At 65.2% G+C, this 21280-nt stretch carries 25 protein-coding genes; 12 read left to right on the forward strand and 13 right to left on the reverse strand.

What is annotated here, in order from left to right:
• Window positions 1-3: 3 nt before the first annotated feature.
• The 5 genes from ACLMAJ_RS12025 to ACLMAJ_RS12045 form a co-directional block, all read right to left on the reverse strand.
• Window positions 4-600, reverse strand: a complete 597-nt coding sequence (locus tag ACLMAJ_RS12025) for an HdeD family acid-resistance protein (RefSeq protein WP_412013699.1) — start codon at window positions 598-600, stop codon at window positions 4-6.
• 176 nt (window positions 601-776) lie between these two features.
• Window positions 777-1442 carry a hypothetical protein gene (locus ACLMAJ_RS12030; RefSeq protein WP_412013700.1) on the reverse strand — a complete coding sequence of 222 codons (666 nt, stop codon included), beginning with the start codon at window positions 1440-1442 and terminating at the stop codon, window positions 777-779.
• A 150-nt stretch (window positions 1443-1592) separates the two neighbouring features.
• Window positions 1593-2603, reverse strand: coding sequence for an LLM class flavin-dependent oxidoreductase (locus ACLMAJ_RS12035; protein ID WP_412013701.1), 1011 nt, complete (start codon window positions 2601-2603; stop codon window positions 1593-1595).
• An 18-nt stretch (window positions 2604-2621) separates the two neighbouring features.
• Window positions 2622-2915, reverse strand: a complete 294-nt coding sequence (locus tag ACLMAJ_RS12040) for an ArsR/SmtB family transcription factor (RefSeq protein WP_412013702.1) — start codon at window positions 2913-2915, stop codon at window positions 2622-2624.
• 134 nt (window positions 2916-3049) lie between these two features.
• Window positions 3050-3526 carry an HAD-IIIC family phosphatase gene (locus ACLMAJ_RS12045; RefSeq protein WP_412013703.1) on the reverse strand — a complete coding sequence of 159 codons (477 nt, stop codon included), beginning with the start codon at window positions 3524-3526 and terminating at the stop codon, window positions 3050-3052.
• Between the two features lie 468 nt (window positions 3527-3994).
• On the opposite strand from ACLMAJ_RS12045, the gene ACLMAJ_RS12050 reads away from it, so the two are divergent.
• From ACLMAJ_RS12050 to ACLMAJ_RS12060, 3 genes are all read left to right on the forward strand, one after another.
• On the forward strand, window positions 3995-5215 hold the full coding sequence (locus tag ACLMAJ_RS12050; RefSeq protein ID WP_412013704.1) for a PucR family transcriptional regulator: 1221 nt from the start codon (window positions 3995-3997) through the stop codon (window positions 5213-5215).
• Between the two features lie 126 nt (window positions 5216-5341).
• Entirely contained in the window at window positions 5342-5770 is a 429-nt protein-coding gene (locus tag ACLMAJ_RS12055) for a CBS domain-containing protein (protein WP_412013705.1), read from the forward strand.
• Between the two features lie 91 nt (window positions 5771-5861).
• Window positions 5862-6134 carry a GlsB/YeaQ/YmgE family stress response membrane protein gene (locus ACLMAJ_RS12060; RefSeq protein ID WP_412013706.1) on the forward strand — a complete coding sequence of 91 codons (273 nt, stop codon included), beginning with the start codon at window positions 5862-5864 and terminating at the stop codon, window positions 6132-6134.
• Between the two features lie 59 nt (window positions 6135-6193).
• Here ACLMAJ_RS12060 and ACLMAJ_RS12065 read toward each other — a convergent pair whose 3' ends face one another.
• From ACLMAJ_RS12065 to ACLMAJ_RS12075, 3 genes are read right to left on the reverse strand one after another with little or no spacing between them, the layout of a single operon-like run.
• Window positions 6194-6850, reverse strand: a complete 657-nt coding sequence (locus ACLMAJ_RS12065) for a methyltransferase (protein ID WP_412013707.1) — start codon at window positions 6848-6850, stop codon at window positions 6194-6196.
• Window positions 6847-7599 carry a PIG-L deacetylase family protein gene (locus tag ACLMAJ_RS12070; protein WP_412013708.1) on the reverse strand — a complete coding sequence of 251 codons (753 nt, stop codon included), beginning with the start codon at window positions 7597-7599 and terminating at the stop codon, window positions 6847-6849. The genes ACLMAJ_RS12065 and ACLMAJ_RS12070 overlap by 4 nt, the downstream gene beginning before the upstream one ends.
• Window positions 7581-7904 carry a hypothetical protein gene (locus ACLMAJ_RS12075; protein WP_412013709.1) on the reverse strand — a complete coding sequence of 108 codons (324 nt, stop codon included), beginning with the start codon at window positions 7902-7904 and terminating at the stop codon, window positions 7581-7583. Before ACLMAJ_RS12075 ends, ACLMAJ_RS12070 begins: the two co-directional genes overlap by 19 nt.
• Window positions 7905-8000: 96 nt before the next feature.
• Between ACLMAJ_RS12075 and ACLMAJ_RS12080 the strand changes: the two genes are divergently transcribed.
• Window positions 8001-8504 (forward strand): flavin reductase family protein, encoded by a 504-nt coding sequence (locus ACLMAJ_RS12080; protein ID WP_412013710.1) that lies wholly within the window; start codon window positions 8001-8003, stop codon window positions 8502-8504.
• Between the two features lie 10 nt (window positions 8505-8514).
• Here ACLMAJ_RS12080 and ACLMAJ_RS12085 read toward each other — a convergent pair whose 3' ends face one another.
• Together ACLMAJ_RS12085 and ACLMAJ_RS12090 are read right to left on the reverse strand one after the other, a co-directional pair.
• Window positions 8515-9345 carry an RNA polymerase sigma factor SigF gene (locus tag ACLMAJ_RS12085; protein ID WP_412013711.1) on the reverse strand — a complete coding sequence of 277 codons (831 nt, stop codon included), beginning with the start codon at window positions 9343-9345 and terminating at the stop codon, window positions 8515-8517.
• A gap of 127 nt (window positions 9346-9472) precedes the next feature.
• Window positions 9473-11197: a thiamine pyrophosphate-dependent enzyme gene (locus ACLMAJ_RS12090; protein WP_412013712.1), complete on the reverse strand. Its 1725-nt coding sequence runs from the start codon at window positions 11195-11197 to the stop codon at window positions 9473-9475.
• Between the two features lie 118 nt (window positions 11198-11315).
• Here ACLMAJ_RS12090 and ACLMAJ_RS12095 point away from each other — a divergent pair, with 118 nt between their 5' ends.
• From ACLMAJ_RS12095 to ACLMAJ_RS12115, 5 genes are all read left to right on the forward strand, one after another.
• Window positions 11316-11903 carry a TIGR03086 family metal-binding protein gene (locus tag ACLMAJ_RS12095; RefSeq protein WP_412013713.1) on the forward strand — a complete coding sequence of 196 codons (588 nt, stop codon included), beginning with the start codon at window positions 11316-11318 and terminating at the stop codon, window positions 11901-11903.
• Between the two features lie 172 nt (window positions 11904-12075).
• Window positions 12076-12486: a hypothetical protein gene (locus ACLMAJ_RS12100; RefSeq protein WP_412013714.1), complete on the forward strand. Its 411-nt coding sequence runs from the start codon at window positions 12076-12078 to the stop codon at window positions 12484-12486.
• A gap of 27 nt (window positions 12487-12513) precedes the next feature.
• Window positions 12514-13182 (forward strand): guanitoxin biosynthesis heme-dependent pre-guanitoxin N-hydroxylase GntA, encoded by a 669-nt coding sequence (gene gntA / locus ACLMAJ_RS12105; RefSeq protein ID WP_412013715.1) that lies wholly within the window; start codon window positions 12514-12516, stop codon window positions 13180-13182.
• Between the two features lie 187 nt (window positions 13183-13369).
• Window positions 13370-14272, forward strand: coding sequence for an alpha/beta fold hydrolase (locus tag ACLMAJ_RS12110; protein WP_412013716.1), 903 nt, complete (start codon window positions 13370-13372; stop codon window positions 14270-14272).
• A 37-nt stretch (window positions 14273-14309) separates the two neighbouring features.
• Window positions 14310-15047: a MerR family transcriptional regulator gene (locus ACLMAJ_RS12115; RefSeq protein WP_412013717.1), complete on the forward strand. Its 738-nt coding sequence runs from the start codon at window positions 14310-14312 to the stop codon at window positions 15045-15047.
• 13 nt (window positions 15048-15060) lie between these two features.
• On the opposite strand, the gene arsM is transcribed toward ACLMAJ_RS12115, so the two are convergent.
• Window positions 15061-15822, reverse strand: a complete 762-nt coding sequence (gene arsM, locus ACLMAJ_RS12120; RefSeq protein WP_412013718.1) for an arsenite methyltransferase — start codon at window positions 15820-15822, stop codon at window positions 15061-15063.
• Window positions 15823-15959: 137 nt separating this feature from the next.
• Here arsM and ACLMAJ_RS12125 point away from each other — a divergent pair, with 137 nt between their 5' ends.
• Window positions 15960-16298, forward strand: coding sequence for a metalloregulator ArsR/SmtB family transcription factor (locus tag ACLMAJ_RS12125; RefSeq protein WP_412014062.1), 339 nt, complete (start codon window positions 15960-15962; stop codon window positions 16296-16298).
• 171 nt (window positions 16299-16469) lie between these two features.
• Here the strand turns inward: ACLMAJ_RS12125 and ACLMAJ_RS12130 are convergent, their stop codons facing one another.
• Window positions 16470-17066 (reverse strand): TetR/AcrR family transcriptional regulator, encoded by a 597-nt coding sequence (locus ACLMAJ_RS12130; protein ID WP_412013719.1) that lies wholly within the window; start codon window positions 17064-17066, stop codon window positions 16470-16472.
• Between the two features lie 234 nt (window positions 17067-17300).
• Between ACLMAJ_RS12130 and ACLMAJ_RS12135 the strand changes: the two genes are divergently transcribed.
• Window positions 17301-18593, forward strand: a complete 1293-nt coding sequence (locus tag ACLMAJ_RS12135) for an oxygenase MpaB family protein (RefSeq protein WP_412013720.1) — start codon at window positions 17301-17303, stop codon at window positions 18591-18593.
• A 46-nt stretch (window positions 18594-18639) separates the two neighbouring features.
• Entirely contained in the window at window positions 18640-19704 is a 1065-nt protein-coding gene (locus tag ACLMAJ_RS12140; protein ID WP_412013721.1) for a lipocalin-like domain-containing protein, read from the forward strand.
• A 336-nt stretch (window positions 19705-20040) separates the two neighbouring features.
• On the opposite strand, the gene ACLMAJ_RS12145 is transcribed toward ACLMAJ_RS12140, so the two are convergent.
• Complete coding sequence (locus ACLMAJ_RS12145; protein WP_412013722.1) at window positions 20041-21084, reverse strand: LLM class flavin-dependent oxidoreductase; 1044 nt, start codon at window positions 21082-21084, stop codon at window positions 20041-20043.
• Between the last annotated feature and the right edge of the window lie 196 nt (window positions 21085-21280).

Genomic DNA, 21280 nt, shown 5'->3' on the forward strand with positions numbered 1-21280 from the left:
AGCTCAGTTGGGCGCCAGCGGAATCCGAGCCGCCTCGGGCAGGCGCACCACCTCGCCGCGACCGCGCACAACGGTAAGGATCTCCAACGCGCCGAGCACCACCAGGAAACCGCCCGCCACCAGCGCCAGCGGTTCCAGAGAATCGAAGGGCACCACGATCACTACAATCCCGATCGCCATGGTGAACAAGCCGAAAAGCTCCAGCTTGCCGCCATCGGGTAGGCCGTTGTGCCACACGGCGACTGTGGCCTGGGTGATACCGCGGATCGCCCAGCCGATGCCGACCCACAAGGCAAGCAGCAGCACCGAATTCCCGCTGCGCAAGCACAACATCGCCAGGCACACCGACATGACACCGCTGACGAATACCAGTACACGCAGCGGCACCGCGATCCGCGAACCCACCGCGATGGTCATCTGTAGTGCGCCGCTGAGCACCAGATACAGCCCGAACAGCAGCTCCGCGATCGGCACCGATTTGTGGGGCCACACCGCGATGACCACACCGAGTATTACTGAGCAGGCACCGGCGACGAGCACCACCTGCCGTGCGCCGTGAAACAGCACACCCCCAAGCCCCGCACTCTCGTTTTCGGGCATAGCTACATGATATGACCTGAGCCGCACGTAGCCGATTGTTTGCGGCCAGACTCGCGCGAGGACGACAACCCGCGCGTGTCGGAACCGCCCCGAAGCCGCCCGGGTGCGTACCGATCATTTGTCCGCGGTGATCACGAGCATCTCCTTGGACAACGTCAAATGGGGTCGATACCTGGTCAGGCGGCAACGAGTTCGGCGTCGCGCACTGTCGCGCTACGCCAGAGTTCGACGGCAATCCACCAGGCACCAACGGTTACCAGTGCGCCCCAACCAATCCGCGCGCCATGCGGCAGCGCGAAGTGCGGCAGATACGTCACCATCGCGACCGCCATCGGGATGCCGCTCCAGCGCGCGAGGCTGCCCGACCGCCAAATGGCGACAGCCGCGACAATCGCTGCCGCCGCGATAAGCGCGAGACCGATGGCGAAGACGGTGACCGCGATCGCGTCCGTCCGAAAGTCATAGCCCACCTTGGTCAATGAGGCGTTGCTGTCGGCAACCGCGCGGTCGCCGATTGCCCGCAGCCCGTACACCTCCGCGCCGTAATAGGAGATCGACAGCGCCGAGCCGATGTAGCCGAGAGTGGCGGCCAGGTAGGCGAGCTTCTCACTCCTGTTGTCTTGCAGATTGTTTTGCAGCGCACCCCAGGCGAGCGGAATCAGAATCAGCCCGAAGATGGCGGCGACATGTCCCACCGCCCACCCGGTCGACGCCCACGAGGCGGCCCCCTCGAGGGTGTCCTGATCTTTGCGCGGGGCGGCGGTCTCGTAGACGAGGAAGAGAACTCCGGCGAGCGCGAGGCCCGCAGCGCCGAAACGAGTGCGTGATTGATAGCCGTTCATTGAAGCTCCTGACGATCCGAACCAGAACAGAGAGCACTGCTCTTGATCGAGATAGACAGTTCCACACATCACCCAGAAAAACAAGAGCGGCGCTCTCTGTTCCTCAGTTCCTGCCGACTACACCGACATCGAGGACGTTGCCCCGGCTGACTAGTCGGCGAGTGCCGAAGCAGCCGCTGCCATGGCGTCGCCGGTGAGCTCGACCGATCGCACTCGATCGTCGATGTGCGTCGCGTGGTGGGCGAGGATGAGCTCGTCGGCATGGATGGTCGCGGCGAAGTCGTCCAGGTAGGCACGGACTTCAGCGGGTGTGCCGATGGCGGTGTACTGGGTCATCGAAGCGAGTTGGCGACCGTTCGGTGAGGCGAGGAACGCGTCGATCTCCTCGTCACTGAAAGTGCCACCCGCGGCACCGCGCGAGACCATCGCCCGGGCCCGGGCCCGGTAGGCGATCGTCTTCTGCGCCACCGCCTCGTCGTGGTCCTCGGCGGCGAACACATTGACCCCGGCCATGATGTATGGCTCGGCCAGCTGCTCCGACGGCTTGAAAGTGTCGTGGTAGACCGCGACCGCCTGATGCAAGGCGTCCGGTGCGAAGTGGGACGCGAAGGCGTACGGGAGGCCGAGCTGAGCGGCGAGCTGAGCGCCGAACAGCGACGAGCCCAGAATATAGAGCGGCACAACGCCTTCCGCTCGCGGAACCGCTTGCACACCCGGTATCCGTGACCGCCCCGCCAGGTACCCCTGTAGTTCCAGCACATCCTGCGGAAAGGAGTCCGCCGAGCTCGGGTTGCGGCGCATTGCGAGGAAGGTCTTCTGGTCACTGCCCGGCGCCCGACCGAGTCCGAGGTCGATGCGTCCGGGAAACAGTGTCTCCAAGGTGCCGAACTGCTCCGCGATCACCAGCGGCGAATGATTGGGCAGCATGATGCCGCCCGCGCCGAGCCGAATGGTGTCGGTATTGGCCGCGACATGGCCGATGAGGACACTCGTCGCACTCGAGGCGATGGAGGGCATGTTGTGGTGCTCGGCATACCAGACGCGCCGGTAGCCACTACGCTCGGCGGCTCGGGCCAGCACGACGCTGTTGTCGAAGCTGTCGCGTGCGGTCTGGCCGGGCGCGATCGACGCGAGGTCGAGAATGGACAGTGCGGTGGACATACGGCTGCCTTTCATAATTCAGAGAACGCGGTGAAGTTGTTCGGTGAAGGCGCGAATGCGGGCGTCGTCGCGCCGGTAGTACGTCCACTGCCCCTGCCTGGTGGCGCGCAGGAATCCGACACGCTGCAAGATCGCCAAGTGCGCCGACATGGTCGACGCCGAAGTTCCCGCCTTCTGCTGGATCAGACCGACACACACACCGTGTTCGCCCGCCTCCCCCACCCGCTCCGGAAAGCTCGCATCCGGATCCTTGAGCCACTCCAAGATGCGCAGCCGCGTCTCGTTCGCCAACGCCTTGCACTCGTCGAGCACCCTCACAACCCTTCGCCATTTCGCTAATTAACGAATTTACGCCGCATACAACAGGCGGGCACCATGACGCTGATCACTCGCGACGGGCGCGCGTCGTGACGACCTGACGCGGCTCGTCGGCGAGCACCGCGCGCCTACAGCGCGGGTACCCGCGCAAAACCCAAAGGGGGCGTTGGGTTGGGGCCGGTGCGCAGGACCGGGCCGAAGTCAGGAAGGGCGGGGAGGGCGGCTATGTTGCGGGCGGCGTAGCAGCGGACTCGAGGTAGAGCGCGTTGCACTTCGGCACGTTCGATGGGTTCGGCGTCGAGGAAGCCGATGGTTTCGAGGGTGAGGCCGAGGGTGGTTGCTATCCGGACCAGGGAGGATGATTTACGGCCCCAGCCTATTTCGATGGCGGAGAACATTTCGTAGAGGCCGTGGCGGTAGAGCTTGTCGAGGGTCAGTTCGCGATCGCTTCGACTGGCTACCGCGTGCCAGATGCCGCGGTCGCTCAGTAACTGGAGGGCGCGGACGGCTTCTGGGCGAGGTACGGTGCTCGTCGCGTCGCACACGACGCCGTCCCACAGGGTGTTGTCCAGTTCCCAGACAAGACATCTCAGAGCCGGTCTCATCGGCCTGCCCCTATCGCTCGGTCATCGCTGCCTTCCCGCCGTGCCGGGCACAGCAGATGGGTACTGCACACCATCCAGGGCACTGCACGTACCAGGCAAGCCGCCGTTTTCCTGGGAGCCGTTCGGGCGGGGGGTGATACTACCGGCACCGCCGCCGATTGCTCCGGCCAAAAGCCGCAGTAGCGGTGAACTAAACGTTCATAAATTCTGGCGGGGACGAGTCGGCGGATCCAGCACGTCAGCCGAACGTCGCTGCCGCACAGACCGCTTCGGTATTTCGGCGGGCCAGCCGCGCGGAGAGCCGCGCCGACAACATCGAGAGCGGGCAGTGGGCAGCTGTGGCGCTTCACAAGGGGACACCGACCGGCCTCCCCGCCGTCACAGAAGATCGCGAATCGGACCACACCCCGCTCAGGACAGTTACTGTGAATGCCCTGCACAGCTACATCCGGGGCAAAGGAGTCGCCAATGTCCGTCGACAGTTCGACCTGGCCGAGTCTGACCGTGGCCGGTCAGCCGATGTCTTCCCCGCTGAAGGATGTCCGGGCACTATCGCGTCAGATGGTCGGTCACTTCGTGGAGAACGTCATCCCCTGCGGCACACTGCCGGTGGATGCCATCTCCGGCGACGTCACCACCATCACCAGGACCTGCCTCGAGCTCGCGGTCAGCATGCTCGACGGACAGGGCATCCCGGAGAAGGTGCAACGGCTCCAGGATGCGGCGGCCGGGTGGGCGCGTGAAGGCGTACCGATCGATACGATCCACCACTCCGTCCACGAGGGCTTCCAGATGGGCCTGAACCTGGTGGTGTCCAGCGCGTCGATCAAGGACTACGACAGTCTGGTCGACGGCGCGCACATGGTCGTGCAGATGCTGGACATGATCACCTCCGCGATTTCGGTCGCCTACGTCAGAGAACTGCGCGCGGTGGTCAGTGAGCACCACACCGCGGTCCACACACTCACCTCCGCGCTGCTCGGCGGGCACAGCACCTCGACCATGGCCCGCGAATGCGGAATCGCCGTCGCCGAGTCGTATGCCGTTGTCGCGGTGGCGATTCCGGCGCATCGTGACGAAGGCAACCCGGCGCTCGACAAACAGGTCGTCGCACGGCGCAAACTCCGCAGGGTCCAGGCCGAGCTGGCGACGCGCTGCGGCAACAGCGCGCTGTCGCTGCTCAGCGTCGACGGCGGCACCATTCTCATACCGTCGACGACCTTCGACAACGAGGGTCTCGATACCCTGGTCGACAAGCTCTCGCACGCCGCGCAGGTCGGCGTCACCGCGACGCTGGTCCAGGCCACGCCCGAACAGATCCCCGATGCCGCCGACCAGGCCCATGAACTGCTGGACATGGTGCAGCGCCTCCAGGCGGTCCCCGGCATGTACCGATTCGACGAGCTGGCCCTCGAATACCAACTGACGCGGCCCGGCCCCGGCCGCGAGTACCTCGGCTCACTGCTCGATCCGCTCGACGAGCATCCCGAGCTGCTGGAAACCCTGCAACGCCATATCGGCAACAACCTCAACCGGCAGCGCACCGCCCGAGTCCTGCACATACACACCAACACCGTGGATTACCGACTCAAGCGCATCGGCCAACTCACCGGCTTCGACCCCGCACAGCCGTCGGGCCTGTGGTACCTGCGCTCGGCACTGGTCGCCCGCAGCTACCGAACCACCTGACTACACCGGCCCGGACACGCGTTGATGAGCGTCGCGGCGCGTACAGCCGCCAGAGCGGGGTACCTCGACAGCGAGCCGGCCGGACCGTGGTCGGCATCGTCGAATCCGTGACCGAGGAGGCCTCTGATGACAACCGCAGCAGAAATCATGACCGCAGGCGTGCAGTGTGTGCGATCCAGTGATTCGGTGGTGGAGGCGGCACAGCGGATGGCCACGCTGAACGTCGGCGCGCTGCCGATATGCGGCGAGGACAACCAGTTGAGGGGAATGCTCACCGATCGCGACATCGTGGTCGAGGTCATCGCGGAAAGTAAAGATCCGCAGGCGGTCAAGGCGGGTGAAATCCGCACCGGAACCCTTGTGACCGTCGATGCCATCGACGACGTCCGCAAGGTCATGTCGATCATGTCGCAGCATCAGGTGCGCCGCGTACCGGTATTGGACGGTGGACGGTTGGTCGGCATCATCGCCCAAGCCGATGTGGCCATCGCGCTGGGCAACGACGCGGTTGGTAGCACGGTCGAGGCGATCTCCACCGATTTCGACAGCATCTGAGCCCGATTGCCTTGCCGAAAGCGGGGTATGGCCACCTCAACGTGCCCGAGAATTCGGCGCGCGTCCACAATAGAGCGACAGGAGAACCCCCATGCTCGGTCTCGGGATCATCGGATGGATCATCATCGGCGGCCTTGCGGGATGGATCGCAAGCAAGTTCATGAAAACAGATGCCCAGCAGGGCATTCTCCTCAACATCGTGGTCGGAGTTGTCGGCGGTCTACTCGGCGGATTCCTGCTGAAGCTGCTGGGTGTCGACGTCGAGGGTGGCGGGCTGTGGTTCAGCTTCTTCACCTGCCTCGCCGGCGCGACGATTCTGTTGTTCCTGGTGGGTCTGGTCACCGGACGGCGAGTTTCGCACTGATCGACCGCGACGCGGCCCGGTGGCCTGTCGAGCAGATTCGCTCGGCAGGCCACCGCCGTCTATCCAGAAGAGGCGTGCATTCGCGACGCGATCCCCTCGATCTCCGCGACCGATGCCGGATCGCGATCGAGCGCGGTGAAGACGTCGATCGACATGTCCTCGTCCCGGTAGTGCGCCAGCGTCGACAAGCCTTTGGTAGTACAAGCGATCGCGTGGACCTGGTCACCGGACATCGGGTACTCGGGCACTTTTCGGCGCCAGTGCACGCACAGTACGGTGCCGCCGGGTTCGAGGTGTTCGACAGCGCGGTCGAAAGTCGTACGAACGCTCGCGGGGTCGAGGTAATAACAGACCTCGCTGAAAACGATCAGATCGAATTGCTCGTCGGCCCATTCGTCGCCAAGAGCCCAGCGACGGAATTCGACTGTGCCACGGGCGGAGACAGGCAACCGACCGATCCGAGCTCTGGCCGCATCGAGAGCCTGCGACGCGATGTCGGTGCACACGAGTCGATCGCAGCGGTCGGCGAGTTCGACGGAGAGGATGCCGATCGAACAGCCCGGCTCGAATGCGTTGTGATAGCGGCGTCTCGGCAGTGCCCCCATGGTCAGTGCCCGCTTGCGCAGCTCGTACCAGCGTGTGGTGAACCCCCACGGATCGGGATCGCGGGCGTACATGTCGTCGAAATAGCCTGCCGCGAGGCTGGCCGCGTTCATACGAAGAACGTTTCTGTGCCGCCGGTGAATCGGTCGAGCACGTATTGCGGGAGGATCGGTTGATCAGCGGGATCTTCCGACAGGGCGCTGGTCTGGCTACGGAAATGGGCGATGGCACGCGACTTCGCCTCGATCGCGGACCTCGGCAGCGTCACCGCCCGCGCGCGGGACGCTGGGACCACCGGATGCACGGGAGTAGCCCAGTGCCACATGCACACCGGAAATTCGAGCAGCCGGGTCGCGGTGCCCGCGCATGCCGCGGCGGCCGCCCTGCCGACGGCCTCGTGGTCGGGGTGACCGTCACGCCGCCAGGTCGTCGCGCACCACGCGCCGGTGTGACCGCGTTCGGCGAGAATGTCACCGAGCGCGTCGGTCACCGCGGCCTCGTCCTCGGCTACTTTGCCGTCACGGATCCGCAGCCGAATGGGTGGCTCGGTGCCCAGTTCCGCTGCCGCGCGATGAGATTCCTCGACACGGAGGCCGCCGAGGTCGGGCGACGAACAGGTGGGCGAGCCCGGATGGGAGGCCTCTCCGTCGGTCACCGTGACGAGGGTGACCGACAGCCCGCGGGCCCGCACCAAGGCGATCAGCCCGCCCGCCCCGAGCACCTCGTCGTCGGAATGCGGTGCGACGACGATCAGATGCCGCCATCCCGCGAGGGACAGTTCGGGTCGACGATGGCGCCACGGCGACCAAACGTCCTCGGGGGTGCCACGGACAGCGAGATCGATCATCGGCTCGGCAACCATGAGAACTCCTTCTCCGCGTAGTCACGGCCCAGATCGGCCAGGTCTCGCTCCGCATGGCTCTGACAGAGGTCAACGGTGAGGTCGGCGACGCGTTGGGCATCGGTGCACGCGTCCAAGACCAGCTGGACGCGAACCGGAACATCCACCCGCGCCGCGGCACGTGCCAACACGGTCAGGCAAGCGGGCAGCAGCCGCTCTTCATCCCGAACCGGAACGACGACCAGAACCCGTGCGATTGCGCATCCGTCCTCGTGCCGGTCGGCGCGCGGCAAGCGGGAACCGTCGCGGCCTTCCGAATTGTCCATGGTTCCCGGCTACCCCGCGACCTGCCGAGCAAACAGTCAGCATCATGCGATATCCGCCGTAATCTCCTACCGAGAACAGCGAAGGAGGAGCACACCATGCCCGAAGCCACACAGGGAGACTCGCCTTTCGAAGCGGTGGTCGCGACCGCGGACTATCCCATCTTCGTAGTGACGACGCGTAAGGGTGCGCAGCGCGCAGGATGTCTGGTCGGCTTCACCACTCAGGTGAGCATCGACCCGCTTCGTTTCCTGGTGGGAATCTCGAAAAAGAACCACACCTTCGAGATCGCGATGCATGCACACCATCTCGCCGTGCACCTGCTCGATCGCGAACAGCTCTCACTGGCAACACTGTTCGGCTCCGAGACCGGCGACGATATCGACAAGTTCGCGCACTGCGACTGGCATCCGGGCCCGGCAAGCCTGCCTATCCTGGATGCCGTCGCAGGCTGGTTCTGTGGACCGATCCTCGAACGCCACGACTTCGGGGATCATGTCGGATTACTCCTCGCCCCCGAAGCCGGGTCCGCGCCACAACCGTCCAGCGACGCGCTGCACTACACCGCTGTCTCCGAACTACGACCGGGACACCGGGCGTAGCCCGGCCTGCTCAGGCTGTTCGCTTTCGCGGAGTTTCGGCGAGCGCATCCTCACGCAGACCCGTCAATATCCTCGACAGGATCCGTGAGACCTGCATCTGGGAGATACCGAGGCGTTCACCGATCTCGGACTGGGTCCGGTTTTCGAAGAACCGCCAGATCAAGACGCGGCGGTCACGTTCGGGCAGCGCTGCGAGCAACGGCCGCACCGCCATCGCGTCCTCCATCAATCGGTAGCACGGCTCCTCGGCTCCGAGACGGTTCACGACGGGGGATCCGCGTTTGTCGTCGTTGTCGCGGGCGCCATCCAAGGCGTCGGTCTTGTAGGCGTTGCAGGCGATCAGCGCCCGGGTGACCTCGACGAGATCGATGTCGAGTTCGGCCGCGATTTCGTGTGCGGTCGGCGCCCGCCCCAGCCGATGCGAGAGCGCCTCGGTGGCCGGGCCGAGCAGCTGCCGGATCTCTTTGGCACGCCGCGGCACCCGCAGCGCCCAGGTGTGGTCACGGAAGTGTCTGCGAGTCTCACCCATGATGGTCGGCACCGCGAAGGCGAGGAACGAGCTGCCTCGGGTGACGTCGTAGCGGTCGACGGCTTGCACCAATCCCAAGCGGGCTATTTGGTGCAGGTCGTCGAACTCCTCGCCGCGGCCTGCGAAACGGCGCGCGATGTGCTCGGCGAGCGGCAGACACAACTCGATGATGGTCGCCCGCATTTCTCGGCGGGGGGCGTCGTCGATGACGAGACCCGCGAGCTTCTCGAACCACGGTTCGATGTTGTCGTAGCTGTCGCCAGCGCAGCGGAGGCTATGTGGTCTCGCGGTTCGAACGTTTGATGCATCCATCAAATCCTCGCTCTCAACGGACCCCGGTCCTAACCGCATACCCACCATTCGCGTTATCGCACCGAGACCGTTTCGCACCGCCCGCCCACCCAGGACACGACACGATAACGGTTTCGAACCCGTGCCCTCACTCCCGACTGTTCAGCGTCTCCTTGACCTTGGCGATCGCGAAACCCCAGGCTTGGTCGAGCGTCGGATTCGGCGGAACGGCAATCTCATCGGGGTTGGTCACGACATCGAGCAGTACCGGTCGACGTTGCGCAAGGGCCTCGGCCACGGCGGCGTCCAGCTCGCGGGGATCGGTCACTCGCCGGGACTGGAGCCCGAGGGCCTCGGCGACCGCGGCGAGGTCGGGGTTGTCCAGCACGGTGCCGAACTCGGGTAGACCACCTTGCTCTTGTTCGAGTTTGACCATGCCCAGGCGGCCATTGTTGAACACCACCAGGGTTACCGGCAGTTCGTAGGTGACCGCGGTGCGCAGATCGCCGAGCAGCATCATCAGACCTCCGTCACCGCAGAAGGCCACGACCTGGCGATCGCGGTCGAGGATCTGGGCGCCGAGGGCTTGCGGCATGGCGTTGGCCATGGATCCGAGGTTGTAGGAGCCGAGCAGCCTGCGCGTACCACGCAGGTGCAGGAATCGCGACAGCCATACGGTGGACATCCCGGTGTCGGATGTGAAGATCGCGTCGTCGGCGGCGTGCGTATTCACCGCGGCGGCAAGGGCTTCCGGGCGAATCAACTCCTGCGGGTTGTCCAGGTGACGGCGGATGCGGCCGAGGAACTTTCGATCGTGACCCGGATCGGCCAGCCGCTGCTGACCCGCACACCAGAGCTGGTATTGCTCCTGTGCCCTTTTCAAATGCTTGTCCGACGGCTTGCTGATCAGCTTCGGCAGCAATTCGCCGAGCGCGGGGCGGCAATGCCCGACCAGCGCGATATCGACCGGTGTGCGGCGGCCGATGTGCTCCAGTCGAGAATCGAGTTGGATAACGGTTTTACCGCTGGGATACCAGTCACGGTAGGGAAAATCGGTGCCGACCATGAACAGGACATCGCAACCCTCGAGGGCGGCATTGGCCGCGGGGTTGCCGATCAGCCCGGTCTGGCCGACAGCGTATGGATTGTCGCGCTCCAGGCCTTCCTTGGCTTTGATGGTGAGGACCATTGGCGCCGAGAGCTTTTCGGCGATCTGCAACGCCTCCTCCCGGGCTTCCCGCGCACCGGCGCCAACAAGCATCGTCACCTTCTCCGCCCGGTTCAGCGCCTCGGCGGCGTCGGTCACCTCCGCCGAACCGGGAACGGTAGTGCGGTCGCGCGCGACAAACCGCGGGGCCGGCGACGAATCGTCGAGCTTCATGCCCGCGACATCACCGGGGATCGTCAGCACAGAGACTCCCGGACGCGATACCGCCGCATTCACGGCCTGCTCGAGCATTCGCGGCAGCTGAGCGGCGCTGGTAACGGTCGCGGTGAACTCCGCGACATCGCCGAACACCGCGTCGTTGCCGACTTCTTGGAAGTATTCGCTGCCGATCTCGCAGGTCGGCACTTGACCGCAGATCGCCAGTACCGGCGCATGCGACTTCTTCGCGTCATAGAGGCCGCCGAGCAGGTGGATCGAACCGGGGCCGACTGTCCCCATGCACACCCCGATGGTCCCGGTGAGCTGTGCCTGGGCGCCCGCGGCATAGGCGGCAACCTCTTCATGCCGCACGCCGATCCATTCGATCCGATCCTCCCTGCGAATAGCGTCGGTGATCGGGTTGAGTGCGTCGCCGACGACTCCCCAGACGTGCGTGACGCCCTCATCGGCCAACGCCGTGACAATCATTTCCGCAATCGTGGTCATGCTCGGCTCCTCTGACGGGTTCACACACGGAAGGAATCCAGGCTTCATCGAAAGACACGAGCGCGAGGTGTCGGAAAAATACAATACAGAGCAGCCGTGATCCCACAGAGTGAGCCACATGACCTCCACCGACATGTCCCCCGCCGACCGCTACCGCGAGCTGGCCGCCACCTTTACCCGCCGCGTCGACGTGGTACCCGAGGACCGCTGGGATTCGAAATCATCGTGCGACGGATGGACCGCCCGTGACGTCATCCGCCATGTGATCGACAGCCAGCGCGACATGGTGAAGGTCGTCGGACTGGAGTTCGACGCCGGACCATCCGTCGACGACGACCCGGCCGCGGCGTGGGCAGCACTGCGCGACTCCATGCAGCGCGTGCTCGACGACCCGGCGCAAGCCACTCTCGAATACGACGGTCACTTCGGCCGCACCGACCTTGCCGCCACCGTCGGCCGCTTCATATGTCTCGACCTGGTGGTCCACGGCTGGGACGTCGCCGAAGCGACCGGTACCGACACCACTATTTCCGAAGCCGACCTCGAATGGGTCGGTGGCGTTGCCGAATCCCTCGGCGACTCCATCCGGATGGCCGGAGTGTGTGGACCACAAATCCCCGTTGCCGAGGACGCGGATCAGCAGACCCGGGTCTTGGCTTATCTCGGTCGGCGCAACCGACAGGACCCGCACAGTGCCCGGAAATAGCACCCGGGCGAATTCTCGCCGTCGATTGACGGTGCGTTTGCTCGTTTCATCGGATGAATCATTGATCGAGTACAGCGACGTCGCGAACGAGTAGCTGACTACGCGTGTTCGGGCCGCGATCCATCCCTAGCATCGGTCGGACAACGTCCCTTCGTTCAACCGAGGAATCGCCATGACCATCAATGCGACCTACACAATGGCCGGGGCCGAGATCAAACTCGTCTACGCGGCCGAATCCGGTGACCTGGAACTCGGTCTCGGCCAGACATTCTCCCCGTTCGACGGCAGCCATCAGCTGCGGAGCACCCCTGCCGACCACGAACCCGGCGCGGGCGCCGTACTCTCCGCCACCGTCGAGCATCACAGCGTCGGGCGCGGCGGACCGATCGTGCGCACCGCACAGGTCACCGTCTTCCTGCCGGACGCACCCGAACCCGGTCCGGAGGCAGCGGACTTGGCCGCGACCGGCGCGTTCGTGCTCGCTGACCCCGAGGCGCGCTCCGATGCGACACCGCAGTATCAGGCCGTGGCACTGACCGGAAATTTGGTTGTTTCCGCCGCGGCACCCGCCGGACGATTCTGACCCCCATCCGAACGCCAGGGGTTCGTCATGACGGCGGATCGAGGACCGACGATACCCGCACTGTTCCGGGAGACTGTGCTGCACAAGGGTTTTCCGTGTCTCGGTGCCAGGTCGTCGGTCCGCCGTGAGCTCTGCCGGATCCGGGTCTACGCCGAGCTGGGCGCCGTGGACAGCGCCCACGCGGGTTGCCGCGATCTGTCCGACTTCGCTCATGACCTACTGCACCCGGGGTCCGACTTCGCCTCTTTCGTCGCGGTCTTCACCGACCCGTCCATCACCTCCGAGGCACAGTTCGAACGGCTGCTCTGGCTGCACTTACAGCACATGCACGAGATCGACACCCGGTCATTCCCTTGGGATCGCGAGGTCAGTCCGGATCCGGAGGACCCGTGGTTCTCCTTCAGCATCGGCGCTCGTGCCTACTATGTGGTCGGCATGCATCCGCTGGCCTCCCGCACAGCCCGTCAATTCCCCTGGCCCACTGTGGTGTTCAATCCGCACACGCAGTTCGCTCGGCTGCGCGAACAAGGCATGCTCGATTCGTTCAAACGCCTGATCCGGGCCCGTGACATCACCCTGCAAGGCTCGGTGAATCCGATGCTGATCAATGCCGCCTCCGGATCACAGGCCCGCCAATATTCCGGTCGCGCGGTGGAACCGGACTGGCGCTGCCCATTTCGCCCGAAAGGCGGGTAACTACTCGAGCCTCGTTGGTACATCGAAGGTGACCGACCGCGTCGGCACCGCGGGTCACCGCCCTGACAACTCTGAGCGGCAATATGACGAATGGCCGAATAGGCCGCGCTCGAACAACCGCGCATGCTTCGGGTACTGCGACCGAAGGGTTGACCCTGACCCTGCGTCAGGGTTGGAGCCTTATCGCATGACGAACAACAGCACTTCCCCCGCGCGGCCCGCGCCGCCGATCGGAGGGTTCCAAGAGATCGACGACCGCCGCATTTTCGTGCATCGGTCGGGTAGCGGCGGACCGCCCGTCGTGTTCCTGCCGGGCGCCACCGCGGTCGGCCTGGACTATTTGGGTGTCCAGCACGAAGTTTCGCAATTCACCACCGCTGTGGTGTACGACCGCGGCGGCACGGGCTACAGCGATCGCATCGCGCTGCCGCGGACCGCCGCGGCGGTCGCCACGGAACTGCACCAGCTGCTGCGCGCCCAGAACGTCCCCGCCCCATACGTTCTCGTGCCCCACTCCCTCGGCGGCTTCTACGCACATCGGTTCGCGCAGTTGTACCCGCAGGACGTGGCGGGGCTGGTCTGGCTGGACGGCCTCCACCGCGACTGGGACGACTTCATGCCTGCGGCGGCGAGTCTGGCCACGGCCGAGCAGATGGGACCTGATCTGGAGCAGCTCGGACAGATGCGCCAGGCCCTGCGCGAGATGCACGCCGAGTTGTACGCGGACTACCCGGAGCACGTACGGCAACCGCTGATCGATGCCCGTGTGAGTGACGAATGGATGCACGCCGGCATCGCCGAGCGCCGCACGTTGGTCGAACTCGCCGCCGAACTGCGGGCCGGGCCCGACATTCCTGACGTCCCAGTGGTCGCTCTCAGCGTGTTGGGCACCGATCCCGCTCAGCAGCAGCGGGCATTGCGAGAGCTGCATGACGGCCGGACGAGAATGGACGCGGCCCTGGTGAGCGCGGTCTCGCGTGGGGAGCAACGCATCCTCTCCGACACCTTCCACCACCGGCTCTGCTTCGACCGCCCCGATGCCGTGGTCCAGGCGATCCGTGACGTCATCGGCCGGGCGGCTCACCCCTAGACTCACGATCACGGTTCACCAAGACCCGAGGAGGACGGTGCTCACGATCAGCCAACTGGCGGCGACCGCCGGCGTGACCGTGCGCACCGTTCGCCACTACCACCACGTCGGCCTGTTGCCCGAGCCCGAGCGCGACGCCTCCGGCTACCGCCGCTACAGCGCGCAAGCGGCGGTAGATCTCATCCGGATCAGGACCCTCGCCGATGCCGGTGTTCCGCTGGCCCGCATCGACGCGCTGCTGCACGCACAGCCGACCGAATTCGCCTCGGCCATCACCGAAATCGACGCCGAATTGCAGCGCAAGATCGACCAGCTCACCGAATACCGCGGCCGGATCGCCGAACTGGACAGCGGCGAAAGGCTTGTCCTGCCCCCGGATGTAGTCGCCATCCTGGACCGGATGCGCGGTCTCGGGGTCAGCGACCTGAGGGTACGGCTCGAGCGCGACTCATGGATCCTGATGCAGGCATTGGACGCACGCGCCATGCCGCAGCGGATACGGGAAAAGAACGCCGACTTCGACGATCCCGAGACGACGCGCCTGTATCTCGCCTGTGATCAATCTGTCGACTGGAATCCGAACGATCCACGCCTGGACCGGCTCATCGACGACTTGGACGCATGGGAGATCGAATACGAACGAGACCGCGACCAGCCAGCGAGCCGGAAGCTGGTCATTTCCCGGATCTCCGAGGCATCACCCGCATGGCAACGCATCCTCGACGCACTCGCCCACCGCGCCGAGCAGCGACGAACCGCCGGGCACCGCACCTGAAGCCGGCATCGTGTCACCCGTGGCCGCGGTGGACGGCCTTGATGATCGCGGAGTGCATACCGTCGGCGACCTCGTGGGTCGAGATGATCTCGATGTCGGTGAAACCGGCCGCGGTGAGATGGTTTCGGTATTCGGTGAACGACAGCGCGCCGGCGATACAGCCGGCGTAGGAGCCTCGCTCGGCGCGCTGGGTCGGGGTCAAGTCGTCGCCTGCGACGACATCCGCGATGCCGATCCGTCCGCCCGGGGTCAGGACTCGGGCCATTTCGGCGAAGACCGCGGGCTTGTCGACCGACAGGTTGATCACGCAGTTGGAGATGACGACGTCGATGGTGTCGGCGGGCAACGGGATCGCCTCGATGTGACCCGCGAGGAACTCGACATTGCGAACTGCCGCCTTGTCGGCGTTCGCCACAGCCAAGGCGAGCATCTCCTCGGTCATGTCGAGGCCGTAGGCCTTGCCGGTCGGCCCGACACGACGCGCGGACAGCAGCACGTCGATTCCACCGCCGGATCCGAGATCGAGGACGCGCTCGCCTTCGCGGAGTTCGGCGACCGCGGTCGGGTTGCCGCAACCCAATGACGCGGCGACGGCTTGGACCGGGAGCTTGTCGCGATCGGCGGCCCCGTACAGGCTCGCGCCGAAGGTTTGGTCGACCGCGATGGGGTCGCTCGCGCAACAATCCTCGGCGACCCCGCCCGCGGTGACGGTTCTGACCGCCTGTGCGTAACGGGCTCGCACAGTTTCGCGGAGTTCGGTCTGATGGTCTGTCATGACGCCACATCCCTTAGTGGTCGGTATCCAGGCCGAATGTGTGCGCCCGACCTGGTTGCATCGATGAATGTCTATACAGATTGCGCCACTGCATCGAAATCTGTCAATATAGAAAGGTGTCCAAACAGGATCTGCCGGTGACCGCCTCCACCGACTGCTGCAACAGCAACCTCTCCTCCCCGCTGAGCCACGAGGTGGCCGCGGAGTTGGCAGGCGCGTTCAAGGCGTTGGCCGATCCAGCGCGGCTGCGGCTGCTGTCGTTGATCGCCTCCCGCCCCGGCGCGGAGGTCTGCGTCTGCGAGTTGACCCCGCAGTTCGAGCTATCCCAGCCGACCGTCTCCCACCACCTCAAAGTGCTGCGCGAAGCCGGGTTGATCGACTGCCAGCGGCGCGGCACCTGGGTCTATTACTGGGCGATTCCCGCAGCGCTGCAACGGCTTTCCGGTGTGCTGATTACTACCGAAGCATTCGCCTGACCAACGTCGCGCCGCGCCGACTCGCCGCGATCAGCGCTGCGGTGCCGGAGATCAATTGTGCCGCAAGCCCTTCCGGGTCGCGGGTGGCCATGTTGCGGATTCGCTCGACATTGCGCGCAGGAGGATCGGCCGCATGAGGCGGTGACGGAACGCGGGTCGGGGACAGCCCGGTCAGGTGCGCCGGGTCAGCACGTCGAATACGGCGCGCAGTTCCGCGGTTGTCGGCGTCGGCAGGCTGCGGCGACCGTGGATGAAGCCGATACCCGCATAGACGAGCGCGCCTGCCCGCACCCGAGCCTCGGATTCGTCGAAGCCGATCTCCGACAGCGCATTACACACCACCTCGAAGACCCGGCGGTCGAGCGCCTGGATCGCGGCGTCCACCTGCTCGTCGTCGCGAGCCCATTCGCGGACGGTCAGCTCGACGGCCAACCGCTGCTCGTCGATGAGCAGCATCGCCATCCGCTCGAGCCGGTCACCGATCGGCAACGAGTCGATTTCACCCACCGCGCGAACGACTTCCGCCTGCACCGAGCTCCAACGATCGGCCATCGCCTCCATCAGCTGCCCGATGTCGTCGAAGTGCCAGTAGAAGCTACCTTTGGTCACACCGAGCTCCTGGCACAACCGCGGTATCCGGATCGCCATGACACCCTCGCTGGCGAGCAGGTCGAGGCCGCCGTCGATCCAGTCGTCGATAGTCAGCCGATTGCCGCCGGCCCTGCTGGCGCGCTGCGACATCGCCTTGCGCGACGGTTGCGCGGTCATCTCGGCGTCGCCGGGTCCGGAAGTGTCACGGCGCGATCATAGTGAGCGAATTCGACATGATGTCATCCGATTGCCTCCTGCCGCGAGCCTGGCTTGATCAATCCGCAACCAGGCAACGTACTGCACGGTACCGTAACTCCATACTCAACAGTACAGTCCACTACTGCTGCCGAAACCCCGGCCACGACGCCCGTCGATCGGAGCGGACCCACCGCCCGCACAGGAGACAATCCCATGTCGAGCAACAACACCACCGCGAACCACGCGGCGGGCACCGCGCAACCGCCACCTCCGCAGTGCCCCACCGCGTTCCGCTACTGGGAGGCACTTCGAACACCGCGGGTCCTGCGGCTGCGGCGCATCGTCGAGACACTCACCGGAGGTCAGCTCTTTCCCACCGACGCGCAGGCCACGGCCCTGACCGCCGACTTGTTCGCCGGTGACCCGGTCGCGGAACGCTATGTCGCCGAGGTCCTGCACGGCGACACCGCGAAAGCCGGGCGCGCGATGCTCGACGCCGCGCTCGCCAATGGCATCGACTCGGTACCGGACGCACCACCCTCCATGCGCGCGCTGTTCGAGGAATACGAGACGGTGCCGGAATGGGTCCGGCCCGAGCTCGTCGAGCAGGGCGCAGCGATCTGGCGTCGTTGGGGCACAATGCTATTCAGCTTCGCGGGTGCCGAGACACTCGAGATGTACACCGAATCCGCGGTAGCGACACCCCTGTCGCTTGCCGGCGGCTACGCGGGCGACAGCGCATTGCGTCGGTTCCTGGAGACGTGCCGGTTCTGGATCGAGGTGTCCCAGCCCGATGCCCTGTTCACGCCTGGATCGAGCGGCCGGGCCATCGCACTCGAGGTGCGGGTGATGCACGTGTTCGTCCGCGCGCGCGTCGCGAACCATCCGGAGTGGGACACCGAGAAGTGGGGCCTGCCGATCAGTCAGACCTACCAAATGCTGACCCTGCTCGCGGGCAGCGTCACGCCGGGCCTCGGTCTGTGGCTGCTCGGATATCAGACGACACCGTCGGAAATCCGTGCGCTGCTGCATTTTCAGAAATATCTGGGGTATCTGCTCGGCGTCCGGGTCGGCTGGTATCCCGAGACGGTGACGGACTCGCTGCGTGTGCTCGCCATGACCATCGCGTCGCGCTCCCACGACGCCGGCGCGCACGGTGCCGAACTCATCGAATCGTATCCGGCGGCCTTCGCTCCGAGACCGGAGCACCGCGGAGCCGCCCGGCTACGTGCCGCCTACAACTTCCGGATCAACTCGGTGTACGCCGCCCTCTATATGGCACCATCCACCCGCCGCCGCTACTCCATGCCGCCGGTGTTCCCGTGGGCACTCATCCCGGTCCTACGTTTTCCACTGATCACCGCTATGGAACTCGCGCGCCGATTCGCGCCCGGATTCGCGCCGCTGCACGAGAAGGTGATGTGCCTGCACCGCGAGAACTGGCACCGCGCCCAAATGCGGGGCCGTGAAGCGGCTTTCGATGCAAACGGGGCCCTGCGCCGATGACCGATCAGTACCCGACCCACACGATCTCATGGAAAGCGCGGCACCCATGAACAACCCCGGCATTGTCGAAGCGTGGAACGGGCCCGGACACCGGGACGACGCGCTGACCGTGGTCGAACCCCGGCACAACGCCCTGCATCCCGCATCGAGCAAGCTCGCGTTCGAGCACTGGTACTTCGACGCCCACCTCGACTCCGGCCACGTCGTCATCGGATTCCTCATCAAACGCAGGCCGGAGGATTTGCCGACCGCACGGCCGTGGGTAGAGCTGATCGTCTACTACCCCGACGGCACTCGACGACAGGTATCCAAACGGTATCCCCGTGCCGCCGCGTCTTTTTCGACCGAAAACTGTGCGGTCCGCATCGGTGCGAATCACGCCCGCGCCGAATATTCCGCCGACGGATTGCCGGTCCAGCACCTCCGTCTCGCCGAGGACGGCATCGAGTTCGACCTGCGTTTCGACAATGAGATCCCGAGCTGGATGCCCGGCAAAGGCGAGACGCGGTTCGGCCGGAAGGACTCCTTCGGGTGGGTCGTCGGCGCCCCTCGGGCGCGGGTCAGCGGCTCGATCACCATCGACGGCACCACGATGCCCGCCTCAGGGCGCGGCTACGCCGACCACAATTGGGGCGTCGGCGATATGAAGAAGATCATCGATCGTTGGCATTGGGGCAGGCTCTACGTCGAGGACTACTCACTGCTCTACGCAACCGTGCTGACCCAGCAAAAATACGGTGCGCACGAGATCCGGCCGTTGATGCTCGCTCACCACGACGAGATCATTCTCAGCACCGGCGAGGTCACGCTGACCGAAGGTCCGCGCGAATTCCATCCGGCCGCCAACCGTGACTACCCGACCTGGCTACACCTGCACGTCCCCGATCAGCTCGACCTGCACCTCACCGTCGACAAGGTGATCCACGCCCATGACCTCATCGACGACATTCCCATCGCCCGAACAAGATTCGTCAAACCTCTGGTATATCGCCTGGTCGGGCACCCCGGCTACTTCCGATTCGACTCCACCTTCGAACTGGACATCGTCACCGAGCTCGGCACGGTCCGGCGCACCGGCTCGACCTTGCACGAAATGGTCGCACTCACCTGAGCCGCGGCGCCCGGCACCCTCCACAGCTCTTTCGTTCCAATGCACCCGCCGAGAGGACTTGGACGTCCTGTCGGCGGGTGCACGATCAGGTGGGTGCTCAGCGATCCACCTCCGCCGATCACCCACGGGTTGAAGCTGCCGCGCGAATTGTCCGTGACAGTGTTACAGCCGAACGCACAAAATAGATATCCGCCGTTGGTGAATTCTCCAGATAACCGATCAATTACAGAGACATCAGGATCGCCGGACGAATCATTGATTCACGTTTCCCGCCGTCGACGGCACCTGGATGGCTGATCACTTGCGATATCTATTTCGAATCGTTCCACAGTTCGGCTATGCCACCGCGGAAGTACGGTTCCCGGAACGTGATTGAGCGGCGGTAGCCAAGCCGGCCAGCTGGGAGAGACGACGGTGCGATTCCATTCGCGCCGCCCGATCGTGCGTGCTGGTGTGCACCAGGATCTCATCGGCGCCGGTACGGGTCAGCAAGCGCTCCAACGTCTCCGCGACCTCGTCTTCGGTGCCGTGGATGTGATCGCGCAGCGCCTCGTCGAACATCCGACGTTCCCGCTCCGTCATATCCATGCTCTCGATCTCCTCCGGCGGGACGAGCACGGGGAACTCACCGCGGGTGCGCGAGTAGACATTGGACCATGCCTCCGGCAGCAACAGCCGGTGCGCCTGCTCGGTAGTGTCGGCGATGACGACCGCACCCGAGACCACGACATATGGTTGCGCGCCCCACGCCATCGCGCGAAACTCATTGCGGTACTGCTCGATCGCTTCGACCATCCGGTCCTGCCCGGCCACCGCGGCGATCACCAATGGCAGCCCGAATCGCGCCGCCCGCTGCGCTCCCGATCCGGTCGCCAGCAGGAACGCGGGCACCTGCAAGCCATCGGCGGGCCAAGCGTGCACGCCGTGGCGACCGTGCCCGAAGTACTCGAGCACCTCACCGAGCTGCGCGTCGAAATCCTCGGCGTCGCTCTTTCCGCGCCCGAGCGCCTGCCGAACACCGTCGGTGAACCCAACCGACCGGCCAAGGCCCATATCGATGCGTCCCGGATACAACGACTCCAGCACCCCGAACTGCTCGGCCACCACGAGCGGCTGATGGTTGGGCAACATCACCCCGCCGGTGCCGATCCGAATCCGCGACGTCGCCGCCGCGACCGCCGCGGCCAGCACCGTCGGAGCCGAACCCGCCACGCCGGGCACGCTGTGATGCTCGGACACCCAGAACCGGTGATATCCCCACTGCTCGGCCAGCCGCGCGAACTCGACGGTTTCGCGCAGCGCCGCAGGGTGGGACTGTCCGCGCCGAACGCGTGAACGATCCAAGATCGAGAACCGGACCGAATGCAGTGCCGAAGTCATACCAACCTCAACGCCACCGCCGCCATCTGATTCCGCAGCACGCTGACCAGAGGCTCAGGTGCGGCGGATGCGCGCTTCCTTCCAGGACACCCGGATATCGGGTCTCTCGAGTTTATGATCGCGACAGTCCCACAAGCCGATCGATGTGTGACTCGGACCGTGCGTCAGAAGATTCTCGAAGAAGATGTGGCGAGGA

It is taken from the genome of Nocardia arseniciresistens, assembly GCF_046764875.1.
Taxonomy (GTDB): Bacteria; Actinomycetota; Actinomycetes; order Mycobacteriales; family Mycobacteriaceae; genus Nocardia; species Nocardia arseniciresistens.

What these genes read in the sequence shown, in the direction of transcription:
- ACLMAJ_RS12090 (WP_412013712.1), bottom strand. Translation starts at nt 11,197, where the DNA reads ATGACCACGATTGCGGAAATGATTGTCACGGCGTTGGCCGATGAGGGC.
- ACLMAJ_RS12140 (WP_412013721.1), top strand. Translation starts at nt 18,640, where the DNA reads ATGAACAACCCCGGCATTGTCGAAGCGTGGAACGGGCCCGGACACCGG.
- ACLMAJ_RS12025 (WP_412013699.1), bottom strand. Translation starts at nt 600, where the DNA reads ATGCCCGAAAACGAGAGTGCGGGGCTTGGGGGTGTGCTGTTTCACGGC.
- ACLMAJ_RS12100 (WP_412013714.1), top strand. Translation starts at nt 12,076, where the DNA reads ATGACCATCAATGCGACCTACACAATGGCCGGGGCCGAGATCAAACTC.
- ACLMAJ_RS12045 (WP_412013703.1), bottom strand. Translation starts at nt 3,526, where the DNA reads ATGAGACCGGCTCTGAGATGTCTTGTCTGGGAACTGGACAACACCCTG.
- ACLMAJ_RS12065 (WP_412013707.1), bottom strand. Translation starts at nt 6,850, where the DNA reads ATGAACGCGGCCAGCCTCGCGGCAGGCTATTTCGACGACATGTACGCC.
- arsM (WP_412013718.1), bottom strand. Translation starts at nt 15,822, where the DNA reads ATGACAGACCATCAGACCGAACTCCGCGAAACTGTGCGAGCCCGTTAC.
- ACLMAJ_RS12095 (WP_412013713.1), top strand. Translation starts at nt 11,316, where the DNA reads ATGACCTCCACCGACATGTCCCCCGCCGACCGCTACCGCGAGCTGGCC.
- ACLMAJ_RS12085 (WP_412013711.1), bottom strand. Translation starts at nt 9,345, where the DNA reads ATGGATGCATCAAACGTTCGAACCGCGAGACCACATAGCCTCCGCTGC.
- gntA (WP_412013715.1), top strand. Translation starts at nt 12,514, where the DNA reads ATGACGGCGGATCGAGGACCGACGATACCCGCACTGTTCCGGGAGACT.
- ACLMAJ_RS12075 (WP_412013709.1), bottom strand. Translation starts at nt 7,904, where the DNA reads ATGGACAATTCGGAAGGCCGCGACGGTTCCCGCTTGCCGCGCGCCGAC.
- ACLMAJ_RS12030 (WP_412013700.1), bottom strand. Translation starts at nt 1,442, where the DNA reads ATGAACGGCTATCAATCACGCACTCGTTTCGGCGCTGCGGGCCTCGCG.
- ACLMAJ_RS12080 (WP_412013710.1), top strand. Translation starts at nt 8,001, where the DNA reads ATGCCCGAAGCCACACAGGGAGACTCGCCTTTCGAAGCGGTGGTCGCG.
- ACLMAJ_RS12035 (WP_412013701.1), bottom strand. Translation starts at nt 2,603, where the DNA reads ATGTCCACCGCACTGTCCATTCTCGACCTCGCGTCGATCGCGCCCGGC.
- ACLMAJ_RS12060 (WP_412013706.1), top strand. Translation starts at nt 5,862, where the DNA reads ATGCTCGGTCTCGGGATCATCGGATGGATCATCATCGGCGGCCTTGCG.
- ACLMAJ_RS12070 (WP_412013708.1), bottom strand. Translation starts at nt 7,599, where the DNA reads ATGGTTGCCGAGCCGATGATCGATCTCGCTGTCCGTGGCACCCCCGAG.
- ACLMAJ_RS12135 (WP_412013720.1), top strand. Translation starts at nt 17,301, where the DNA reads ATGTCGAGCAACAACACCACCGCGAACCACGCGGCGGGCACCGCGCAA.
- ACLMAJ_RS12145 (WP_412013722.1), bottom strand. Translation starts at nt 21,084, where the DNA reads ATGACTTCGGCACTGCATTCGGTCCGGTTCTCGATCTTGGATCGTTCA.
- ACLMAJ_RS12050 (WP_412013704.1), top strand. Translation starts at nt 3,995, where the DNA reads ATGTCCGTCGACAGTTCGACCTGGCCGAGTCTGACCGTGGCCGGTCAG.
- ACLMAJ_RS12110 (WP_412013716.1), top strand. Translation starts at nt 13,370, where the DNA reads ATGACGAACAACAGCACTTCCCCCGCGCGGCCCGCGCCGCCGATCGGA.
- ACLMAJ_RS12055 (WP_412013705.1), top strand. Translation starts at nt 5,342, where the DNA reads ATGACAACCGCAGCAGAAATCATGACCGCAGGCGTGCAGTGTGTGCGA.
- ACLMAJ_RS12130 (WP_412013719.1), bottom strand. Translation starts at nt 17,066, where the DNA reads ATGACCGCGCAACCGTCGCGCAAGGCGATGTCGCAGCGCGCCAGCAGG.